The sequence below is a fragment of the Ramlibacter montanisoli genome, assembly GCF_013087525.1.
In the GTDB taxonomy this organism is placed as follows: Bacteria; Pseudomonadota; Gammaproteobacteria; order Burkholderiales; family Burkholderiaceae_C; genus Ramlibacter; species Ramlibacter montanisoli.
The window spans coordinates 352,640-372,108 of record NZ_JABFCS010000001.1; the positions used below are offsets into that span (position 1 = coordinate 352,640).

A 19,469-nucleotide genomic window follows, 5' to 3' on the forward strand; every position below is an offset into this window, starting at 1 on the left:
AGGACCCCGGCATCGCTTGCCACTCTAGGCCGCATAGGCGACTTGATTGAGACGGTTCACCAAAGACCCCACGAACTCGCGACACTCGATGGCGTAGTCCGGCTGCATTGGACGCTGCTGTCCATTTGCTTCGAGGTCTCCCTCGTGGGCAATCTGATTGCGTCGCTGCACAAAGCCCGCAAGCCGGCGCTTCAAGTGTTCAGCGGTCGTATTCGGCCCGGGCCACAGATCGGAGACTGGCTCGAACACGTTGTCGAAGCCAATCAGGCGGTACGCCTCGATGATCTTGTCCGGCGCCTGGAAGGACTGGAACTGCAGGTAGTTGTCTTCAAGCTTCTTCAAGAGTTGACCCACGGTGTCTTGCGCGAGAAGAATCGGCACCGCCTGCCGGAATGTGTTCGCATTCCGCACGGGCATGAGCAAGGCCAGTTGCTCCGCGAGCGATTCTGGAACCACCTTATTTGGCCCGAACAGGTGCGGCAGTCTTTCTTTCACGACGCTATGCACGTATGTGTCCAGCGCGGAAATGGCCGCAACCACAGCAGAACGCGGCAGCCACAACAGGTCCTGATTCTGCGCGTCGAGACGGCCGCGCGCCCCAAGATTCCGGAAGCCTCGCAACTGACGGTACATGCCTACGAGCTTGTCTGAGGCGTCGACATTGCGGTTGAACTGCTGCAGGGCGGTCATTGTGCGGTCTAACGTGAAGGTGACCGACACGTTGCGGAAAGGGGCCGCACGGTGCGCGATTTGAAACGGCACTGTGCGGTCCCTTGCCGCAACGACTCCGAGTCGACGGACCAGTTAGACCGCACCCTCACTGCGCATCTCCGAGGAGACCAATCTGACTTCCTCTCGGCCCCCTCACAACTCCATGCACCTTCTGAACCTCATAATCGGTGTGCACGACTTCGCCGTCGTACCCATAGGAAACTTCTTCGCTCAGCGTGACGCGCAGAGAGTCTCCCGGTGCAAGATTCACTTCGCCATTCTGGAAGTCTTGGAGCCACTTGACGTCTCCAAGCTTCGCCTCAATCATCTGTGCGCCATACCTGAACGCCCACTTTGATGTGCCCAGGTAGTCCGGCTTTTTCACCTTCAGGATCCGTTCCCCTGTGTTCTGAAGGCGCTCCTTAGTCACGATCTCCCGGATTACTTCTCCGGAAACGACAAGTTCCGGGTTGAAGGTCGACTTGCCCTCGGCGGAGGCGAACGACGCCCGGTCCCGCGGCTCAAGCGGCGCCATGGCTTCGTTCACCGCGGCGATATCCGAAAGCAGGGAAGGTGTGTCGATGGGTGCGTAAGCCGGTAGCAATTTTAGGTCGGTGTCTTGCGCAAGCTTGTTGAGTTCTCCCTCCAGCAACTTTCACTTCGTTTCGGTCAGAGATCTCCTTTCGATCGGCACACCAATCAAGGATCTTGTGCTTTCCCTGTAGCAGGAAATGGCCGATCAACTTCTTAATTTCACCTTGCTTAAGCGGCTCGTCCGGAATCGCTTCGATGACCGTTCGCAAACGAGACTTTAGTGAGGCCGCCTCGATGTCCTGAAGAACGAGGCTGGTCCGCACGGTGGCGCCTAGCATCGGGGCTAGATGAGTGTCCAATCTTTGGAACGCTTCAATTAGTCCGGCCATTGAACGGAAGACCCTGGTCGGATCTCCCTCGCCACGAACGAATTCGATCCGAACATCGAAGTCGACGAATTCCGGATCACCCATGATGTTCCCCGTTCAAAGTGATTGAGTCGACCACCCTCATAGATTCTTCGGTGTACCCAGCGCCTTGTAGGTCGCCCAGTCGTTCGCCTCCACCACGCTCAGACCATCGTCTGCGTCGATGAACTGCTTAAAGTGGTCGCGGAGCCCAGCGCAATTTGTATTGAATCGATTGAAGCACCACGACGACTCTAGTACGCGGACCGCTTGGAACCTTGCGAGTTCGTCGTACAACGTCTGATAGTCCCGAGCCTTTCGAAGGTCGTAGTCCAGGAAGTACAAGGCCATCCCTGCGTCTCCTCATCAGGATGGCCGAGAGTGTCCCTCTCCCTTCTACACCTCGGCCTCCGCCGAACGGGCGAATACGAAAGCCCACATTGCGGCTAGTGCGGTCTAACGTTGGAGTTGACCGGCACGAAGCGGCATTGCGCCGCAAGACGTATGCTCACGTGCACGGCTTGCGGCGCAATGCCGTTTCGTGTCCGCGTCGAACGACCTGTTAGACCTCATCGCCTCGTCCCTCAATGGTTAGAAAGGCAGTCCGATCGCCATTACCAGTAGTCGGACAGCAGCTCTTTGGCCTTCAACGTTCGATCCACGATCTTCCCCAAAGACTCAGCGGAGAACTGCGCGTACTCCTGCAGCATGCCGGTCTTTGACGCCTTCAGCCGGACAAACGTGTACCCCTCGTGATCCGTGCTATTCCAGTCCGCGTGTACCACCAGATTCCGCAGACTCGCGACCTCGCCTAGTTCAGCGATCAGATTTTCAAAGCCTCGCGGATTCAAGGTACTAGAAAGGTGGAAATCCTCGCTGAAACGCTTGAACAAGTCCACCTTGGCGGAGTAAGAGAGCTTTTGAATAACGATCAAACCGGGAGCGTCCGTACGATCGCTGATGATCTCGCAGAGGAAGGAGTCGAGCAGTTTCTCTAGCGAGTTAAAGAACATGATCACCAGCCCAATGAGCGGAAGGGATTCGTCCAGGTACTCCTGCGCCAGGCTCTCATCCTCAATGTCGTGCGACAGGTGTTGGATGAACTGGGTTGTGCGGGTCTTCATGTCGCTGCGCGCCACGTGAGGTCTAACTTGATTTAGTCCGCATCCCCGCGGAATAACATCCCTGCCAGCTCCCCATCGAGTCCTCCACTTTCGGCCACAACTTCAAGCTTTATAACAACTTGCGCGATTCCACGACATACCGAGCCTTCGCTAAAAAGCCATGAAAGTCCGCAATGCTGCGGAATAACATCGAACCTCCGTGGCCGGGCTGAAGAGGCGGCCTTTTGTAGGTACCCGTAGCCGTTGGTTTTGTTCATTCCGGCGCGAAGCGGGCTTCCCTAACAACGCAGCCAAACCCCGCACAGGTATCCTGCCCGCCGACCCCGGTAAGGCACCGAAGCCCTGAGAGCCTCTAACCACCGCCCCTCCGGATTTCACGACAATACCCCCATGAGCGAACCGAGCACCCCCAAGCCGCCCCTTCCCGACCACCTCTCGGTCGATCCGCGCAGCCCGCATTTCAACAAGGAAGTCTGCGAGCACGACATCGGCATCCGCTTCAACGGCAAGGAGCGCCAGGACGTCGAGGAGTACTGCATCAGCGAAGGCTGGATCCGCGTGCCGGCCGGCAAGACGCTGGACCGCAAGGGCAAGCCGCTGCTGATCAAGCTGAAGGGCAAGGTCGAGCCCTTCTACGAGGACGCCGCTGCCGCCGGGGAAGCGCCGCCCTCCGTCAGCTGACGCGCCTCAACCCGTGTTGCGCAGGCCCGCGGCGATGCCGTTGATGGCCAGGTGGATGCCGCGCCGCTCGCGCTCGTCCGCCTGCCCCTCGCGCCAGCGCCGCACCAGTTCCACCTGCAGGTGGTGCAGGGGATCGATGTAGGGGAAGCGATGGCGGATGGAGCGCGCCAGGGCCGCGTTGCCGGCCAGGCGCTGCTTTTCGCCCGTGATCAGGGCCAGCGCGTCCACCGTGCGCTGCCACTCCGCTTCCATCGCACCGAAGATGCGGCGGCGCAGGCGGGCGTCGGGTACCAGCCCGGCGTAGCGCGAGGCCAGCGCCAGGTCGCTCTTGGCCAGCACCATGTCCACGTTGGACAACAGGGCCCGGAAGAAGGGCCACTGGCGGTACATGCGCTGCAGCAGCGCCACCTGCTCCTTGCGCTCTCCCGCGCCCAGGAATTCCTCCACCGCCGAACCGAAGCCGAACCATCCGGGCAGCGTCAGGCGGCACTGACCCCAGCTGAAGCTCCAGGGGATGGCGCGCAGGTCCTCGATGCGCTGCGTCGCCTTGCGCGAGGCGGGCCGCGAGCCGATGTTCAGTTCCGCGATCTCGCGGATCGGGGTGGCGTTGAAGAAGAAATCGACGAAGCCCGGCGTCTCGTACACGAGGGCGCGGTAGGCGCGCATGCTCGCCTGCGACAGCGTCTCGGCCGCCTGCAAGAAGGCCTTGGTCGCGGGCTTGGTGGGCTGCAGCAGCGTGGCTTCCAGGGTGGCCGCCACCAGCGTTTCCAGGTTGCGGCGGCCGATCTCCGCGTTGGCGTACTTGGAGGCGATCACCTCGCCCTGCTCGGTCAGGCGGATCTGGCCGCGCACGGTGCCGGGCGGCTGCGCCAGGATGGCCTGGTAGCTCGGGCCGCCGCCGCGTCCCACCGTGCCGCCGCGGCCGTGGAACAGGCGCAGCTGGATGTTGTGCGTGTTGGCCAGCTGGTCGAACAGCTGCACCAGCGCGATCTCCGCGCGGTACAGCTCCCAGTTGCTGGTGAAGATGCCGCCGTCCTTGTTGCTGTCGCTGTAGCCCAGCATGATGTCCTGCTCGGCGCCCGAGCGCTGCATCATCTTCGCGATGCCGGGCAGACCATAGAACTCGCGCATGATGGGCGCGGCATTGCGCAGGTCCTCGATGGTTTCGAACAGCGGCACCACGATCAGGTCGATGCCGGCGTGGTCGTCCAGCGTGCCGTGCATCAGGCCCACTTCCTTCTGCAGCAGCATGACCTCCAGCAGGTCGCTCACCGCTTCGGTGTGGCTGATGATGTAGTGGCGGATCGCCTGCGCGCCGAAGCGCCGCCGCATCGTCACCGCCGTCTCGAAGATCGCCAGTTCCTTGCGTGCGTGCTCGCTGTATTCGGCGCCCAGCACGCGCAGCGGACGGGCGTCGCACAGCAGGCGCAGCAGCACCTCGCGCTTGCCGGCCTCGTCGAGCTTGCGGTAGTTGGCTTCCACGCGGGCCTTCGAAAGCAGCTCCGCGACCACTTCCTCGTGCTGCTCGGAGTTCTGCCGCAGGTCCACGGTGGCGAGGTGGAAGCCGAACACCTCCACCGCGCGGATCAGCGGCTTCAGGCGCTGCTGCACCAGGGCGCTGCCGTGGTGCGCGAGCAGCGAATCGCGGATGGTGCGCAGGTCGGCCAGCAGTTCCTCCGCGTGCTGGTAGGGGTTCTGCGGCGGTACGGCGTGGCGCGCGGCCTCGCCGCCGGTGAGTTCCTTGAGCGTGGCCGCCAGGCGCGCATACATGCCGGTCACCGCGCGTCGGTAGGGTTCGTCCATGCGGTGCTCGCCGCGGTCCGGCGAGCTGTCCGCCAGCGCCTGCATCTCCGGCGTCACCTGCACCAGCAGGGCCGACATGGAGAAGTCGCTTCCCAGCCAGAACAGCTCGGTGAGGTAGTGGCGCAGCGCCACCTCGCACTGCCGGCGCAGCGCGTAGGCGAGCGTGTCGGCGCTGACGTTGGGGTTGCCGTCGCGGTCGCCGCCGATCCACTGGCCCATGCGCAGGAAGCTGGCCACCGGGTGGTTGCCCAGCTCGCGTTCCAGTTGCCCATAGAGCTTGGGGATCTCGCGCAGGAAGGTCGCTTCGTAGTAGCTCAGGGAGGTCTCGATCTCGTCGGCCACCGTGAGCTTGGTGAAGCGCAGCAGGCGCGTCTGCCACAGCTGAAGCACCCGGGCCCGCATCTGCACCTCGTTGGCGGCCAGCTCGCGCGGCGCCAGGGCGTCGCGGGGCAGGGCGCGGGCGCGGATCTCGTCGCGTTCGGTGAGCAGGCGGGCGAGGTCGCGTTCCGCATCCAGGATGCTCTTGCGCTGCACTTCGGTGGGGTGCGCCGTCAGCACCGGCGACAGGTAGCTGTGGGCCAGGGTCTGCGAGACGGCCTTGGCGCCGATGCCGGCCCAGCGCAGGCGGGCCAGCGCCACCTCGATGCTGCCTTCCTGGGTGTCGCCGGCGCGCTCGTGCACTTCGCGGCGGCGGATGTGGTGCCTGTCCTCGGCCAGGTTGGCCAGGTGGCTGAAGTAGGTGAAGGCGCGGATCACGCGCACGGCCTGCGTGCCCGAGAGCGACTTCAGCAGCGACTTCAGCGCGCGGTCCGCCTCGTGGTCCTGGTCGCGGCGGAAGGCGACCGACAGCTTGCGGATGCGCTCCACCAGCTCGAAGGTCTCCACGCCTTCCTGTTCCCGGATCACGTCGCCCAGGATCCGGCCCAGCAGGCGGATGTCTTCGACCAGGGGGCGTTCGTTGTCCTTGGCACGCCTGACGGGGGCTGCTCGGAAGGCGGCATGGGGGCTCTCGTTTCTGGGAACGCGGGGATGCTAGCATCGACCTTCCCCATGGATTACAAGCAGGTTACGACGTGAGCCAGTTCACCATCGCGACGCGCGAAAGCCGGCTCGCCCTCTGGCAGGCCGAACATGTCAAGGCCCTGCTGGAACAGCGCGGACACGGCATCGCGCTGCTCGGGATGACGACCAAGGGCGACCAGATCCTGGATCGCTCCCTCAGCAAGGTCGGCGGCAAGGGCCTGTTCGTCAAGGAACTCGAGGTCGCCCTCGAGGAAGGCCGGGCCGACCTGGCCGTGCACTCGCTCAAGGACGTGCCGATGGACCTGCCGGAGGGCTTCGAGCTCGCCTGCGTGATGGAGCGCGAGGATCCGCGCGACGCCTTCGTCTCCAACAAGTACGACAAGCTGGCCGACCTGCCGCAGGGCGCGGTGGTGGGCACCTCCAGCCTGCGCCGCGTGGTGCTGCTGCGCGCGCTGCGTCCCGACCTGAAGATCGAACCGTTGCGCGGCAATCTCGACACCCGCCTGCGCAAGCTGGACGACGGCCAGTACGACGCCATCGTGCTGGCGGCCGCCGGCCTCAAGCGCCTGGGCCTGGGTTCGCGGATCCGCGCCGTGTTCGAGGCTACCGAGATGCTGCCCGCCGCAGGGCAGGGCGCCTTGGGCATCGAGTCGCGCACGGCGCGGCCCGACGTCGCCGCGGCGCTGGCCCCGCTGGCCCACCAGACCACCTGGCTGTGCGTGGCCGCCGAACGCGCGGTCAGCCGCGCCATGGGCGGCAGCTGCTCCATGCCGCTGGCGGCCCACGCGCGCATGGAAGGCGAATACCTGCAGCTGGAAGCCGCCTGGGGGACCCGGACCAGGCCGGCGTGCTGGTGCGCGCCAAGGGCGCCGAAGTCATCGCCGACCTGGCGCAGGCCGCGGCCCTGGGCGAACAGGTCGCGGCACGCCTGCGCGCCGGCGGCGCCCGCTGAAGGCCGCCATGGCGGTGGTCCTGACGCGGCCATCGCAGGAAGCGCAACGCTGGGCCGCGCGCCTGCGCGAACACGGCCTCGAACCCCTGGTCCTGCCCCTGCTGGCCATCGCCGGCCCGCCGGACCCCGCCGTGCTGCAGCGCGCGGCCGCCGATGCCGACCACTACGCCGCCGTGATGTTCGTCAGCGCCAATGCCGTGCAGGGCTTCTTCGCCTGCCAGCCGCCCTTCGCCCGCGCCCGGGCCTGGGCGCCGGGGCCGGCGACCGGTGAGGCGCTGCGCGCGGCCGGCGTGCCCGCCGAACGCATCGACGCACCGGCGGCCGACGCCGGCCAGTTCGATTCCGAAAGCCTCTGGGACCAGGTGGGCGGCCAGCTCCATGCCGGCGACCGCCTGCTGCTGGTGCGCGGCGCCGACAGCGAGGGCCGCAGCCAGGGCCGCGACTGGCTCGCGCAGCAGCGGCGGCGCGCGGCGTCGCGGTCGACACGGTGGTCGCCTACACCCGGCAGGCGCCGCACTGGACGCCCGCGCAGCAGGCCGCCGCCCGCCAGGCCGCCACCGACGGCTCCACCTGGCTGTTCAGCAGTTCGGAGGCGGCCGGCAACCTGCAGCAGGTGCTGCCCGGGCAGGACTGGTCGCGGGCCCGCGCGCTGGCGACGCATCCGCGCATCGCCGCGGCAGTGCGCGCGCTCGGTTTCGGCGAGGTGCGGGAGTCCCGTCCGGCCTTCGAGGACTTGTTGGCGTCGATAGAATCGCGCCGATGAGTTCGCTGCCGCCTTCGCCGCCTGCATCTTCCGAGCTTCCCCGGCGCTGCCGGTGGGGCCAGCGGTGCCGGCCACGGTGGACGCGGCGCAGGTGCGTTCGGCCACGGTCTCGCGCGGCACCTTGCTCGCGCTGGCGCTGCTCTCGGGCGCCGCGCTGCTCTCCAGCGTGATGCTGTGGCAGCGCCTGTCGGCCATCCAGGAACAGCTGGCCCGCCAGAGTGCCGACACCGGCGCCAACGCCATCGAAGCACGGGCGCTGGCCCGCCAGGCGCAGGACATCGCCCGCGACGCCGCCGCCCGCCAGCTGGTGCTGGAGTCGCGCCTGTCCGAAGTCGCCCTGCAGCGCACCCAGCTGGAAGACCTGATCCAGAGCCTTTCGCGCTCGCGCGACGAGAACCTGGTGGTCGACATCGAGTCGGCGCTGCGTCTGGCGCAGCAGCAGACGCAGCTCACCGGCAGCCCTGAACCGCTGCTGGCCGCCCTGCGCACCGCGGACCAGCGCCTGGCCCGCGCCGCGCAGCCTCGGCTGGCGCGCCTGCGCGCCTCGATCGCCCGCGACATCGACCGCATCCGCGCCGCCACCGTGACCGACGTGCCCGGCCTGCTGGCGCGCATCGACGACATCGTGCGCCAGGTGGACGAACTGCCGCTGGCCAACGCCGTGCCCGCGCGCGCGGTGGTGGAGCCGACTCGCAAGCCGCCGACCACCGCCGCCGGCGTGTGGTGGCAGCGCTGGCGCGACGCGGTGGCGGAGGAGGCGCGCGGCCTGGTGCGCGTCAACCGCATCGACCAGCCGGAAGCGATGCTGGTCGCGCCCGAGCAGGCCTTCTTCCTGCGCGAGAACATGAAGCTCAAGCTGCTGAACGTGCGGCTGTCGCTGCTGGCGCGCCAGAACGACGCGGCCCGGGCCGACGTGGCAGCGGCCGGCGCGGCGCTGAACAAGTACTTCGACCCCAGCTCGCGCCGCACGCAGGCGGTGGCCACGCAGCTGCAGCAGGTGCAGGGCCAGGTGCGCAGCTCGGAGCTGCCGCGCATCGAAGAAACGCTGGCCGCGCTGGTGACGGCCGCCGGCGGGAAATAGCCGTGCGCGCCGCGCTCTGGCTGCTGGTCCTGTTCGCGATCGCGGTCGCGGGGGCCTTGTTCGCGGGCAACAACCAGGGCTCGGTCACGCTGTTCTGGCCGCCCTACCGCATCGATCTCTCGCTCAACCTGGTGCTGCTCCTGCTGCTGGGCGCCTTCCTCGTCGTGCACACGGCGATGGGCGCGCTCTCGGCGCTGTTCGACCTGCCGCGGCAGGCGCTGCGCTGGCGCACGCAGCAGAAGGAACGCGCGATGCACGCGGCGCTGCTGGACACGCTGTCGCACCTGCTGGCCGGGCGCTACATCCGCGCCCGCAAGGCGGCCGAAGCGGTGCTGGACCAGGAGGCCTCGCTCACGTCGTCCGGCCACCGACCCGGCAACGCCAGCCAGCTGCGCGCGATCGCGCACATCCTGGCGGCGGAAGCGGCGCAGGCGCTGCAGGACCGCGGCGCGCGCGAGGACCACCTGCAGCGCGCGCTGGAGCAGGCGTCCGCGCGCGACGCCCAGGAAACGCGCGACGGCGCCCTGCTGCGCGCGGCGCGCTGGGCGCTGGAGGACCGCGACCCGGAAGCGGCCATGCTGCTGCTCAAGGGCCTGCCGGTGGGCGCGGGCCGCCGCACGGTCGCCCTGCGCACCAGGTTACGGGCCTCGCGCCAGGCCGGCCAGCCGCTGGAAGCGCTGGAGACCGCGCGCCTGCTGGCCAAGCACCATGCCTTCTCGCCGGTGGCCGCGCGCAGCATCGTGCGCGGGCTGGCCATCGACCTGCTCAATGGCGCCTACGACGTGGCGCAGCTGCAGCGCGCCTGGGGCGCACTGGAACCTTCCGAACAGCTGATGCCGGAAGTGGGGATCCACGCGGCGCAACGGCTGATGTCGCTGCGCGGCGATGCGCGCATCGCCCGCGAATGGCTGCTGCCGGCGTGGGAAGCGCAGGCCGAGCTGGGCGAATCGCTGCGCGTGAAGCTGGTCTGCGCGCTGGAAGACGGGCTCGACTCCGTGGACGGCGGCTGGCTGGCGCGCATCGAAGCGGCGCAGAAGGCGAATCCGCGCGATGCCACGCTGCAGTACCTGGCCGGGATGGCGTGCATGAAGCGGCAGCTGTGGGGCAAGGCGCAGCAGTTGCTGACGCAGGCGGCGCTGGGCCTGCAGGACCGCAAGCTGCACCGCAATGCCTGGCGCGCGCTGGCGGAGCTGGCGGAGCAGCGTGAGGATGCGCCGGGGGCGGCGCTGGCATGGAAGAGGGCGGCGGAGGAGTAGTTCCCTACGAATTGCCGTGGGGCTGTCCCTGTAGGTCGTGGTGAGCCCGAAGGCGAACCGCGACACCAAAAAAAAACGGCGCCCGCAGGCGCCGTTTTTCATTCCGCCATCCCTCAGAACGGCAGCTGCAGGTTCCGCAGATCCCGCTTGGTCTCCACCAGCACCAGCGGACCTTCATCGGCCACCGCCACCGGCGGCCGCTCGCGCGGGACGTGCACCGGTTTCGGTTCCGCGGCCATCGCGGCCTGGGCGGCAGCGATCTTCTCGGCGTCCGACATCACCCACTGCAGGCCCGAGCCTTCGGCGACGTTCTTCAGTTCGTCCACCGGCAGCTGGAAGGGCTGCACGCTGGGCACCGCGCGCGTCTCGATGGGCGCCGCAGCAGCGGGCGCGGCCTTGGCCTGCGTGCCGCCGGCATGGTGCTCCTGCGGCAGCGGCGCGTGGCCGGCGAACACTTCCATCTCCGCGGGCGAGACTTCGGCGCCGGTGGCGACGATCGCCTCGTTCGGGCGCTCGGAGCGCTCGCCGCGTTCGCGGCGGTCCCGGCCGTAGCGGTCGCGCGAGCGGCGCTCGCGGTCGCGGCGGCCCTCGCCGGACTCGGCTTCCGGCTGGCGGTCGCCATCGAAGTGCGTGTGCGACTCCAGCACCGGGTTGGCCGCGGGCGGCTGGTCACCGGCCGATTCGGTCACGTCACCGACGGAACCGGCGGCACCCGCCAGCGCATCGGCCTCGACGTTGGCGTCCTGCGGCTGGCCTTCGCGCGGGCCGCGCTCGCCGCGGCGCTCGCCACGGTCCCCGCGCTCGCCACGCTCGCGGCGTCCGCCGCGGTCGCCCCGTTCACCGCGTTCGCCACGCGGGGCGCGGTCCTCGCGCTGCTCGCCGCCAGGGGCGGCTTCGCTGCCCGCCTCGGGCGCCGGCACCATGCCTTCCGGCATGCTGCCGCGGGCTTCGATCGCCTCGCGGTCGCGCTGCGCGCGCTCGGCTTCGCGGCGCAGGCGCGCCTCGTGCCGCTCGCGGCTCTCGCGCGGCTCGCGGTCGTCGCGCTGCTCGCGCTGCTCGCGCGGTTCCCTCGGCTCGCGCACTTCGCGCGGCTCACGGTTGTCGCGGGCCTCGCGCGGCTCGCGCGCTTCCCTCGGCTCGCGGTTGTCGCGTGCTTCGCGCGGCTCGCGCTGCTCGCGGCCTTCGCCCCGGCCACCGCGGTCCCCGCGTTCGCCCCGCTCGCGCCGGCCTTCGCCGCGGCCCTGCTGGCCGTCACGCGGCTGTCCTTCCGGACGCTGCGCCTGGCCCTCGGCGCCCTCGGCGGCCACGCGCTCGCGGCGCGGCTCGCCGTCGCGGCGGCCTTCGCCCCGGCGGTCGCGTCCGCCGCGGTCGCCGCGGCCATCGCCCCGGCGGCCATCGCGCCGGCCTTCGCCGCGTTCACCGCGACCCTCGCCGCGGCCTTCGCGGCGCTCTTCCTTCTTCGCTTCCTGCACGGGCACGGCGGCTGCGCGCGGCGGCTCGGCCGCGGGCGCCAGGCCGAATGCGCTCTTGAGCCAGGAGAAGAAACCCTTCTCCGCGGGCTGCACGGGCGCAGCGACCGGGGCGGGGGCGCGTGCGGCGACCGGCGCCGGCGCGGCCTTGGCCACGGGCTCCGGCGCCGGCGGCTTGGCCACCGGCATCGGCGCCGGCAGGTCCGGCAGCACGCCCTTGATCACCGGCTCCTGCTTGTTCACGCGCTCGTGCGAGCGGCGCGTCACGCCGGTCGGGTCCTCGACTTCCTCGGCCATGTGGTAGCTGGCCTTGATGTTGTCCAGGCGCGGGTCGTCGTGCTTCAGGCGCTCCAGCCGGTAGTTCGGCGTCTCCAGCGTCTTGTTCGGGATCATCAGCACGCTGATGCGCTGCTTCAGTTCGATCTTGGCGATCTCGGTGCGCTTCTCGTTCAGCAGGAACGAGGCGACGTCCACCGGCACCTGCACCAGCACGGAGGCGGTGCTGTCCTTCATGGACTCTTCCTGGATGATCCGCAGGATCTGCAGGGCGGAGCTTTCCGTGTCGCGGATGTGGCCGTGGCCGCCGCAGCGCGGGCAGGGGATGGACGCGCCTTCGGACAGCGCCGGGCGCAGCCGCTGGCGGCTCATCTCCATCAGTCCGAACTTGGAGATCGAGCCGAACTGCACGCGGGCGCGGTCCTGCCGCAGCGCGTCGCGCAGGCGGTTTTCCACTTCGCGGCGGTTCTTCGACTCCTCCATGTCGATGAAGTCGATGACGATCAGGCCGCCCAGGTCGCGCAGGCGCATCTGGCGCGCCACTTCGTCGGCGGCTTCCAGGTTGGTGCGGGTGGCGGTTTCCTCGATGTCGCCGCCCTTGATGGCGCGCGCCGAGTTGACGTCGATGGAGACCAGCGCCTCGGTGTGGTCGATCACCACCACGCCGCCGGAGGGCAAGCTTCACCTCGCGGGCGTAGGCGGACTCGATCTGGTGCTCGATCTGGAAGCGGGAGAACAGCGGCGCGTCGTCGCGATAGCGCTTCACGCGGGCGGCATGCTCCGGCATCACGTGCGCCATGAACTGGTGCGCCTGGTCGTAGATGTCGTCCGTGTCGATCAGGATGTCGCCGATGTCGTGGTTGAAGTAATCACGAATCGCGCGGATCACGAGGCTGGATTCCTGGTAGATCAGGAAGGCGCCCTTGCCGCCCTTGGCCGCGCCGTCGATGGCGGTCCACAGCTTGAGCAGGTAGTTCAGGTCCCACTGCAGCTCGGGGCGCTGCGGCCGATGCCGGCCGTGCGGGCGATGATGGACATGCCGTTGGGGTACTCCAACTGGTCCATGTTCTCCTTGAGCTCCTGCCGGTCCTCGCCCTCGATCCGGCGGCTGACGCCACCGCCGCGCGGGTTGTTCGGCATCAGCACGACGTAGCGGCCGGCCAGCGAGATGAAGGTGGTCAGCGCCGCGCCCTTGTTGCCGCGCTCTTCCTTTTCCACCTGGACCAGCAGTTCCTGGCCTTCCTTGATCACCTCGTTGATGCGGGCCTGCGAGACCGACACGCCCGGGGCGAAGTACTGCCTGGAGATTTCCTTGAACGGCAGGAAGCCGTGGCGGTCCTCGCCGTAGTCCACGAAGCAGGCCTCAAGCGAGGGCTCGACCCGCGTCACGACCGCCTTGTAGATGTTGCCCTTGCGCTGTTCGCGCCCTTCGATCTCGATCTCGTAGTCGAGGAGCTTCTGCCCGTCGACGATCGCCAGCCTGCGTTCTTCCGCCTGCGTGGCGTTGATCAGCATCCGCTTCATAGCGTGGTCCTTCAAACTTCAAGCGCGCCCCCTGCGGGTGCGCGAATTTCAATGCCGGACTGACGCTTCGAAACGGGATGGAATTGCCGGAGTGCGAACAGGCGTGCCGGAGCTTGCTAGCTCAGCAACCGTCGCAATGGCACAGGGATGGGGGCGAGGAGGCGACGGCGCTGCACCGCAAGTGCTGCGATGGGAAGGGCGCCGAAGAGGGCCATGGGACCTGCATGGCGGGCGCGGGCAGGAGCCAGCGCCAGATTGCCAGGAGGAGAACCATCAGCACCGTTGTCTCGCTTTGATCCGTCTGACAGCCGAGGGGCTGCCTGACTCGTATTCCGTTCAGTGTTTCGAAGAGCCGGACCCTGCCTGCAACGCACGCGCCATGACGGGCTTTGGCCCGGAATCTGCGCGGCACGTTGCCGGTGGCATCGACCTGCCAGGAGGCCGGGTGGGAGGCGTGGACTAAACTGCCAGCCAAATCAACCACTTACGGCGTAACTCTGGTGAAACAGATTATAGGGGGCGTCCCGTCCCCCGCAAGTGGCTCGGTCCAATTTCTGACAGTTGGGGAGGAATCGGCGGGCCAGCGCCTCGACAATTTCCTCATTCGCGTCCTCAAGGGGGTGCCGAAGACCCATGTGTACCGGATCATCCGGTCCGGCGAAGTCCGGGTGAACAAGGGCCGGGCCTCCGCGGATTCACGGGTGGAGGAGGGCGACGTCGTGCGGCTGCCGCCGGTGCGCATCGCCGAGAGCGTGGTGGCCAGGGCGGACAAGCCCGCGCCGGCGCGCGAATTCCCCATCCTGTTCGAGGACGAACACCTGCTGGCGATCGACAAGCCGGCCGGCGTCGCCGTGCATGGCGGCAGCGGCGTGAGCTTCGGCGTGATCGAGCAGCTGCGCCAGGCCCGTCCCACCGCGAAACTGCTGGAGCTGGTGCACCGGCTGGACCGCGAGACCTCGGGCATCCTGCTGGTGGCCAAGAAGCGCTCGGCGCTCACCAAGCTGCAGGACCAGTTCCGCGACCGCGAAACCGGCAAGACCTACCTGGCCCTGGTCACGGGCGCCTGGCCCGCCAACAAGAAGGTGATCGACCAGCCGCTGCACAAATACTTGCAGGCCGACGGCGAACGCCGCGTGAAGGTCGTGGCCAAGGACGACCCGGACGGCATGCGCTCCATCACCCTCGTGAAAGTCGCCGAATTCCTCCCTCCCCCTGGGGGAGGGCCGGGGTGGGGGCGTTGCGCCCGCCGGTTTCACCTTGCTCGAAGTCACCATCAAGACCGGCCGCACCCACCAGATCCGCGTCCACCTCGCCAGCGCCGGCCACCCCATTGCCGGGGACGACAAGTACGGCGACTTCGAGCTGAACAAGGCGCTGCAGAAGCAGGGCCTCAAGCGCATGTTCCTGCATGCGTGGCGGTTACAGTTCGACCACCCCGCCACCGGCGAACGCATCGCCTTGCAGGCCCCCTGCCCGCAGAGCTGCACAGATTCACAGACCATGCCCGCCAGCCGACCCCGCCAGTTCGACCTGATCGCCTTTGACTGGGACGGAACGCTCTTCGACTCCACCGCGATCATCGTGCGCTGCATCCAGATGGCGGTGGCCGACGTCGGCGGCGCCGTGCCGAGCGACCGCGACGCCGCCTACGTGATCGGCATGGGGCTGATGGAGGCGCTGGCCCATGCCGCGCCCGACGTGCCGCGCGAGCGCTATGCGGAACTGGGCGCGGCCTATCGCCGCCATTACATCAACCACCAGGACGACCTGAGCCTGTTCGAGGGCGTGCTGCCCATGCTGGCCGACCTGCGCGCGCGCGAGCACCGGCTGGCCGTGGCCACCGGCAAGTCGCGCCGTGGCCTGGACGACGTGCTGCGCACCGTGCAGCTGGCCGGCGTGTTCGACGGCTCGCGCACGGCGGACGAAACGGCCGGCAAGCCGGACCCGCGCATGCTGCACGAGCTGATGGAGGAGTTCGGCACGGAACCGCAACGCACGCTGATGATCGGCGACACCACGCACGACCTGCAGATGGCCTTGAACGCCGGCTGCCCCAGCGTGGCCGTGAGCTACGGCGCCCACCTGCCCGACGGCTTCGAGGCGCTGCAGCCGCGCGCCATCGTGCACTCGGTGCAGGAACTCCACCGCTGGCTGCTGGGGAACGCATGACCGCACCGGACGACGAGGGCGAAGCCGTGCCGCTGTGCAACTCGCGCGAGCTGGTCGACGGCGGCCTGGCCGTGCCCTTCGACGTGCTCTATGCCGGCCAGACCTGCCGCGCCTTCGCCATCCGCTACCAGGGCCAGGTGCATGCCTACCTGAATCGCTGCACGCACGTGGCCATGGAGATGGACTGGCAGCCGAACCGCTTCTTCGACGACACCGGCCGCTGGCTGCTGTGCGGCACGCACGGCGCGGCCTACCAGCCGGACACCGGTGCCTGCGCGGGGGGCCGTGCCGCGGTTCCCTGATCCGCATCAAGCTCTCGGAGCGCGATGGCGTCGTGCACTGGCATACTGGCTGGAACCTGCAACCCGTGGCCTTCTGAGCTGCCCCCATGAACGACACCCTGCCGCCGGATGCTCCGGCCGAACCCCTGCGCCCACACCCTCTTCCCGTACGCCCGCCGTCGCCGGCGCGCCCGGCTGGGAGCGCGCCACCATGGAGAAGCTGCTGTTCGCGACGCTGGAGGAACAGCGCCTGCGGCGGCGCTGGCGCACCTTCGTGCGCCTGGCGTGGCTGGCCTTCTTCATCTTCCTGGTCTGGGCGCTGACCTCGCGCGGCAGCGTGGGCACCGACAAGCTCGCGCCGCACACCGCGGTGGTCGAGATCAAGGGCGAGATCGACTCGGGCAACGAGTCGAGCGCCGAATTCGTGATCGCCGCGGCCAAGGCGGCCTTCGAGGACCCGAGCGCCCAGGGCGTCGTGCTGCTGATCAACTCGCCGGGCGGCAGCCCGGTGCAGGCCGGCATCATCAACGACGAACTGCGCCGGCTGAAGGCCAAGCACAAGAAGCCGCTGTATGCCGTGGTGGAGGAGTCCTGCGCCTCGGCGGCCTACTACATCGCCGTGTCGGCCGACCGCATCTTCGTGGACAAGGCCAGCATCGTCGGCAGCATCGGCGTGCTGATGGAAGGCTGGGGCTTCACCGGGCTGATGGAGAAGATCGGCGTGGAGCGCCGCCTGCTCACCGCGGGCGAGAACAAGGGCTTCCTCGATCCCTTCAGCCCGCAGACCGAGCGGCACCGGCTGCACGCGCAGCAGATGCTGGACGTGGTGCACAAGCAGTTCATCGAAGTGGTGAAGACCGGCCGCGGCAAGCGCCTGAAGGCCGACATGCCGGAGCTGTTCAGCGGCCTGTTCTGGACCGGCCAGCAGGCGGTGGAACTGGGCCTGGCCGACCAGATCGGCAACCTGGACTTCGTCGCCCGCGAGGTGGTGAAGGCCGAGGAACTGGTCGACTACACGCGCCACGAGAACATCGGCCAGAAGCTGGCCAAGCGCTTCGGCGCGGCGATCGGCGAGGGGGCGGTGAAGGCCTTGCGGGCGACGCAGCCGCTGCGCTGATCGTCAGGGGCCGATCGCGAACACCGCCGGCACGTCGTTGGCGACCGGCACCCCTTCCTTCTTCCACCCCGCGACGCTGGCGCACCGGCACTTCGCCGCCGGCAGGGTGAGGGCCGACGCCACCGCGACCCGCGTCCCCGGCTTCAGCGCCTGCAGCATCGCCTGCCACACCGCCGCATTGCGGTACGGCGTCTCGATGAACATCTGGGTCTGCCCCGTGCGCAGGGCCAGCGCCTCCAGCTCGCGCAAGCGCTGCGTGCGCTGCGCCGCGTCCTGCGGCAGGTAGCCCACGAAGGCGAAGTTCTGGCCGTTCAGGCCGCTGGCGGCCAGCGTCAGCAACAGCGACACGGGCCCCACCAGCGGCACCACCTCCAGCCCCAGTTCGTGCGCCGCCCGCACCACGGAGCTGCCGGGGTCCGCCACCGCCGGCATGCCGGCTTCGCTCAGCAGACCGACGTCGTTGCCTTCGACAGCCGCCTGCAGCAGCGGCCGCGCGTCGAAGGACGCCGGCAGGTGATCGCCCTTCTTGTGGACCTCTCGCGGCAACTCCACGATCTGCTGCTGCTGCAGCGGCACCGCCAGCGGCTGCACTTCGCCGACCCGCTTGAGGAAGGCGCGCGCCGACTTGGCGTTCTCGCACACCCAGTGCGTCAGGCGGGCGGCCTGGGTGATGGTGCCGGCGGGCAGCACCTCGGGCAGCGGCACCGTGGCCTCGCAGCCGAAGTCCAGCGGCGTGGGCACCAGGAACAGGCGGCCGGACGGCATCAGAACACGGACACGCCGGCGGCGCGCAGCATGCGGCAGGTGCGGATCAGGGGCAGGCCGACCAGCGCGGTCGGGTCATCGCTGTCGATCGCGTCCAGCAGCGCGATCCCCAGGCCCTCGCTCTTGGCGCTGCCCGCGCAGTCGTAGGGCTGCTCCGCGCGCAGGTAGGCCTCGATCTCGTCGTCCTGCAGCGCGCGGAAGCGCACCCGCACCGGGGCCAGGTCGTGCTGCACGAACCCGCTTTCCTGGCACATCACCGTCAGCGCGGTCTGGAACACCACCGTCCGCCCGCTCATGCGCCGCAGTTGCGCGACCGCGTTCGCATGGTTGCCGGGCTTGCCCAGGGGCTCGCCGTCCAGGTCGGCCACCTGGTCGGAGCCGATCACCACCGCCGCCGGATGCAGGCGGGCCACCGCGGCCGCCTTGGCCGCTGCCAGCCGCCGCGCCAGCTCCGCGGGTGCCTCGCCGGGCAGGGGGTCTTCGTCCACGTGTGGGGGCTCCACCGCGAAGGGCAGCCGCAGGCGCGACAGCAGCTCGCGGCGGTAGACCGAGGTGGAACCCAGGACCAGTGCGCGGGGGATGGGGACGGCGGGAGCAGGGGGCATCCGCGGATTCTCTTACACTGAATTCATGGCCAAGGACTTCGACCCGCACCGACTCGACGTGCGCCGCTTCGCCGAGGAAGGCGCCGAGCTCGCTGCGAACGACAGCCTGCAGAGCTTCCGCCGGCTGGCGGCCGAGACCCAGCAGCCCGGCGAGGCCGCGCCCGTGCAGTGGCAGGCGCGCGGCGAACTGCTCAATCCGCGCCACGTCCACCCCGAAGTCTGGGTGCACGTCGCGGCGGAGACGGTCCTGCCGCTGGTCTGCCAGCGCTGCCTGCACCCGGTGGACGTGCCGCTGGCCGTGGACCGCTCCTTCCGCTTCGTCTCCGACGAGGCGACGGCGGCCGCGGAGGACGACGTGTCCGAGGAGGACCTGCTGGCGCTGAGCCGCAGCTTCGACCTGGTGGAGCTGGTGGAGGACGAGCTGCTGATGGAGCTTCCGGTCGCCCCCGGCACGAGACCTGCCCCGAAGCCGTGAAAATGTCGGCGGTGGATCCGGACTTCGAGGCCGCCGAGGCGGAAAAGGAGCATCCCTTCGCCGCCCTCGGCCGCCTCAAAACGGGGAAGTAGCAGGGGCAGCCACTTGGGCTATAATCGTCGGCTTCGCGCCAACAGGGCACCCGCAGGCACTGCCTGGGGACCGACATCCGGGCGCTTTCGCCAACCATCCAACCTGCTTGCGGCCCTGGCCGCGGGCAACACGAATCCAGGAGCCCGTCATGGCCGTCCAGCAAAACAAGAAGTCGCCTTCCAAGCGCGGCATGCACCGTTCGCACAACGCGCTGACGGTGCCGGGCATCGCGGTGGAACCCACCACCGGCGAAACCCACCTGCGCCACCACATCAGCCCCACCGGTTTCTACCGCGGCCGCAAGGTGCTGAAGACGAAGAACGACGCCTGATCGCCGATCACGCACCAAGGCCCGGCTGC

At 68.7% G+C, this 19,469-nt stretch carries 14 protein-coding genes and 6 pseudogenes; 11 read left to right on the forward strand and 9 right to left on the reverse strand.

The genetic code is table 11. The features are described from left to right. Positions 1–24 precede the first annotated feature (24 nt). The 5 genes from HK415_RS01835 to HK415_RS01855 form a co-directional block, all read right to left on the reverse strand. Positions 25–720: a HEPN domain-containing protein gene (locus tag HK415_RS01835; protein ID WP_171556557.1), complete on the reverse strand. Its 696-nt coding sequence runs from the start codon at positions 718–720 to the stop codon at positions 25–27. Between the two features lie 97 nt (positions 721–817). After that, a complete protein-coding gene (locus HK415_RS01840; protein WP_171556558.1) occupies positions 818–1,258 on the reverse strand; it encodes a hypothetical protein in 441 nt (146 codons plus the stop codon). Beyond that, positions 1,233–1,718, reverse strand: a complete 486-nt coding sequence (locus tag HK415_RS01845; protein WP_171556559.1) for a hypothetical protein — start codon at positions 1,716–1,718, stop codon at positions 1,233–1,235. The genes HK415_RS01840 and HK415_RS01845 overlap by 26 nt, the downstream gene beginning before the upstream one ends. 36 nt (positions 1,719–1,754) lie before the next feature. Then, positions 1,755–2,003 carry a hypothetical protein gene (locus HK415_RS01850; RefSeq protein WP_171556560.1) on the reverse strand — a complete coding sequence of 83 codons (249 nt, stop codon included), beginning with the start codon at positions 2,001–2,003 and terminating at the stop codon, positions 1,755–1,757. A gap of 263 nt (positions 2,004–2,266) precedes the next feature. Further along, complete coding sequence (locus tag HK415_RS01855) at positions 2,267–2,791, reverse strand: hypothetical protein (protein WP_216369706.1); 525 nt, start codon at positions 2,789–2,791, stop codon at positions 2,267–2,269. 375 nt (positions 2,792–3,166) lie between these two features. Between HK415_RS01855 and HK415_RS01860 the strand changes: the two genes are divergently transcribed. Beyond that, positions 3,167–3,457, forward strand: a complete 291-nt coding sequence (locus tag HK415_RS01860; RefSeq protein WP_171556561.1) for a DUF3297 family protein — start codon at positions 3,167–3,169, stop codon at positions 3,455–3,457. 6 nt (positions 3,458–3,463) lie between these two features. Here the strand turns inward: HK415_RS01860 and ppc are convergent, their stop codons facing one another. After that, entirely contained in the window at positions 3,464–6,208 is a 2,745-nt protein-coding gene (gene ppc / locus HK415_RS01865) for a phosphoenolpyruvate carboxylase (protein WP_171563083.1), read from the reverse strand. A 125-nt stretch (positions 6,209–6,333) separates the two neighbouring features. Here ppc and hemC point away from each other — a divergent pair. From hemC to HK415_RS01885, 4 genes and pseudogenes are all read left to right on the forward strand, one after another. Then, positions 6,334–7,235, forward strand: a pseudogene (gene hemC / locus HK415_RS01870) (hydroxymethylbilane synthase). Positions 7,236–7,243: 8 nt separating this feature from the next. Continuing rightward, positions 7,244–7,998: pseudogene (locus HK415_RS01875) on the forward strand (uroporphyrinogen-III synthase). Between the two features lie 52 nt (positions 7,999–8,050). Then, positions 8,051–9,079: a uroporphyrinogen-III C-methyltransferase gene (locus HK415_RS01880; RefSeq protein WP_373684522.1), complete on the forward strand. Its 1,029-nt coding sequence runs from the start codon at positions 8,051–8,053 to the stop codon at positions 9,077–9,079. A 2-nt stretch (positions 9,080–9,081) separates the two neighbouring features. Then, complete coding sequence (locus HK415_RS01885; protein ID WP_171556562.1) at positions 9,082–10,335, forward strand: heme biosynthesis HemY N-terminal domain-containing protein; 1,254 nt, start codon at positions 9,082–9,084, stop codon at positions 10,333–10,335. 113 nt (positions 10,336–10,448) lie between these two features. Here HK415_RS01885 and HK415_RS01890 read toward each other — a convergent pair. Beyond that, positions 10,449–13,604, reverse strand: a pseudogene (locus tag HK415_RS01890) (Rne/Rng family ribonuclease). 500 nt (positions 13,605–14,104) lie between these two features. Here HK415_RS01890 and HK415_RS01895 point away from each other — a divergent pair. From HK415_RS01895 to HK415_RS01910, 4 genes and pseudogenes are all read left to right on the forward strand, one after another. Continuing rightward, positions 14,105–15,095 (forward strand): annotated as a pseudogene (locus HK415_RS01895) (RluA family pseudouridine synthase); the annotation flags it as partial. Between the two features lie 9 nt (positions 15,096–15,104). Next, positions 15,105–15,773, forward strand: coding sequence for an HAD family hydrolase (locus HK415_RS01900; RefSeq protein ID WP_171563087.1), 669 nt, complete (start codon positions 15,105–15,107; stop codon positions 15,771–15,773). Beyond that, positions 15,770–16,152: pseudogene (locus HK415_RS01905) on the forward strand (Rieske (2Fe-2S) protein). Before HK415_RS01900 ends, HK415_RS01905 begins: the two are co-directional and overlap by 4 nt. After that, complete coding sequence (locus HK415_RS01910) at positions 16,149–17,171, forward strand: S49 family peptidase (RefSeq protein ID WP_253262021.1); 1,023 nt, start codon at positions 16,149–16,151, stop codon at positions 17,169–17,171. Before HK415_RS01905 ends, HK415_RS01910 begins: the two are co-directional and overlap by 4 nt. Positions 17,172–17,174: 3 nt before the next feature. Here HK415_RS01910 and HK415_RS01915 read toward each other — a convergent pair whose 3' ends face one another. Both HK415_RS01915 and HK415_RS01920 read right to left on the reverse strand, forming a co-directional pair. Continuing rightward, a complete protein-coding gene (locus tag HK415_RS01915; RefSeq protein ID WP_171556564.1) occupies positions 17,175–17,936 on the reverse strand; it encodes an SAM-dependent methyltransferase in 762 nt (253 codons plus the stop codon). Next, the gene (locus HK415_RS01920) at positions 17,936–18,541 is read right to left on the reverse strand and encodes a Maf family nucleotide pyrophosphatase (RefSeq protein WP_171556565.1); all 606 of its coding nucleotides are present in this window, start codon (positions 18,539–18,541) and stop codon (positions 17,936–17,938) included. The genes HK415_RS01915 and HK415_RS01920 overlap by 1 nt, the downstream gene beginning before the upstream one ends. 25 nt (positions 18,542–18,566) lie before the next feature. On the opposite strand from HK415_RS01920, the pseudogene HK415_RS01925 reads away from it, so the two are divergent. Beyond that, a pseudogene (locus HK415_RS01925) lies at positions 18,567–19,108 on the forward strand (YceD family protein). Positions 19,109–19,257: 149 nt separating this feature from the next. Further along, the gene (gene rpmF, locus HK415_RS01930; RefSeq protein WP_027101192.1) at positions 19,258–19,440 is read left to right on the forward strand and encodes a 50S ribosomal protein L32; all 183 of its coding nucleotides are present in this window, start codon (positions 19,258–19,260) and stop codon (positions 19,438–19,440) included. The last annotated feature ends 29 nt before the right edge of the window (positions 19,441–19,469 follow it).

What these genes read in the sequence shown, in the direction of transcription:
- HK415_RS01845 (WP_171556559.1), bottom strand. Translation starts at nt 1,718, where the DNA reads ATGGGTGATCCGGAATTCGTCGACTTCGATGTTCGGATCGAATTCGTT.
- HK415_RS01850 (WP_171556560.1), bottom strand. Translation starts at nt 2,003, where the DNA reads ATGGCCTTGTACTTCCTGGACTACGACCTTCGAAAGGCTCGGGACTAT.
- HK415_RS01860 (WP_171556561.1), top strand. Translation starts at nt 3,167, where the DNA reads ATGAGCGAACCGAGCACCCCCAAGCCGCCCCTTCCCGACCACCTCTCG.
- HK415_RS01900 (WP_171563087.1), top strand. Translation starts at nt 15,105, where the DNA reads ATGCCCGCCAGCCGACCCCGCCAGTTCGACCTGATCGCCTTTGACTGG.
- HK415_RS01915 (WP_171556564.1), bottom strand. Translation starts at nt 17,936, where the DNA reads ATGCCGTCCGGCCGCCTGTTCCTGGTGCCCACGCCGCTGGACTTCGGC.
- HK415_RS01920 (WP_171556565.1), bottom strand. Translation starts at nt 18,541, where the DNA reads ATGCCCCCTGCTCCCGCCGTCCCCATCCCCCGCGCACTGGTCCTGGGT.
- rpmF (WP_027101192.1), top strand. Translation starts at nt 19,258, where the DNA reads ATGGCCGTCCAGCAAAACAAGAAGTCGCCTTCCAAGCGCGGCATGCAC.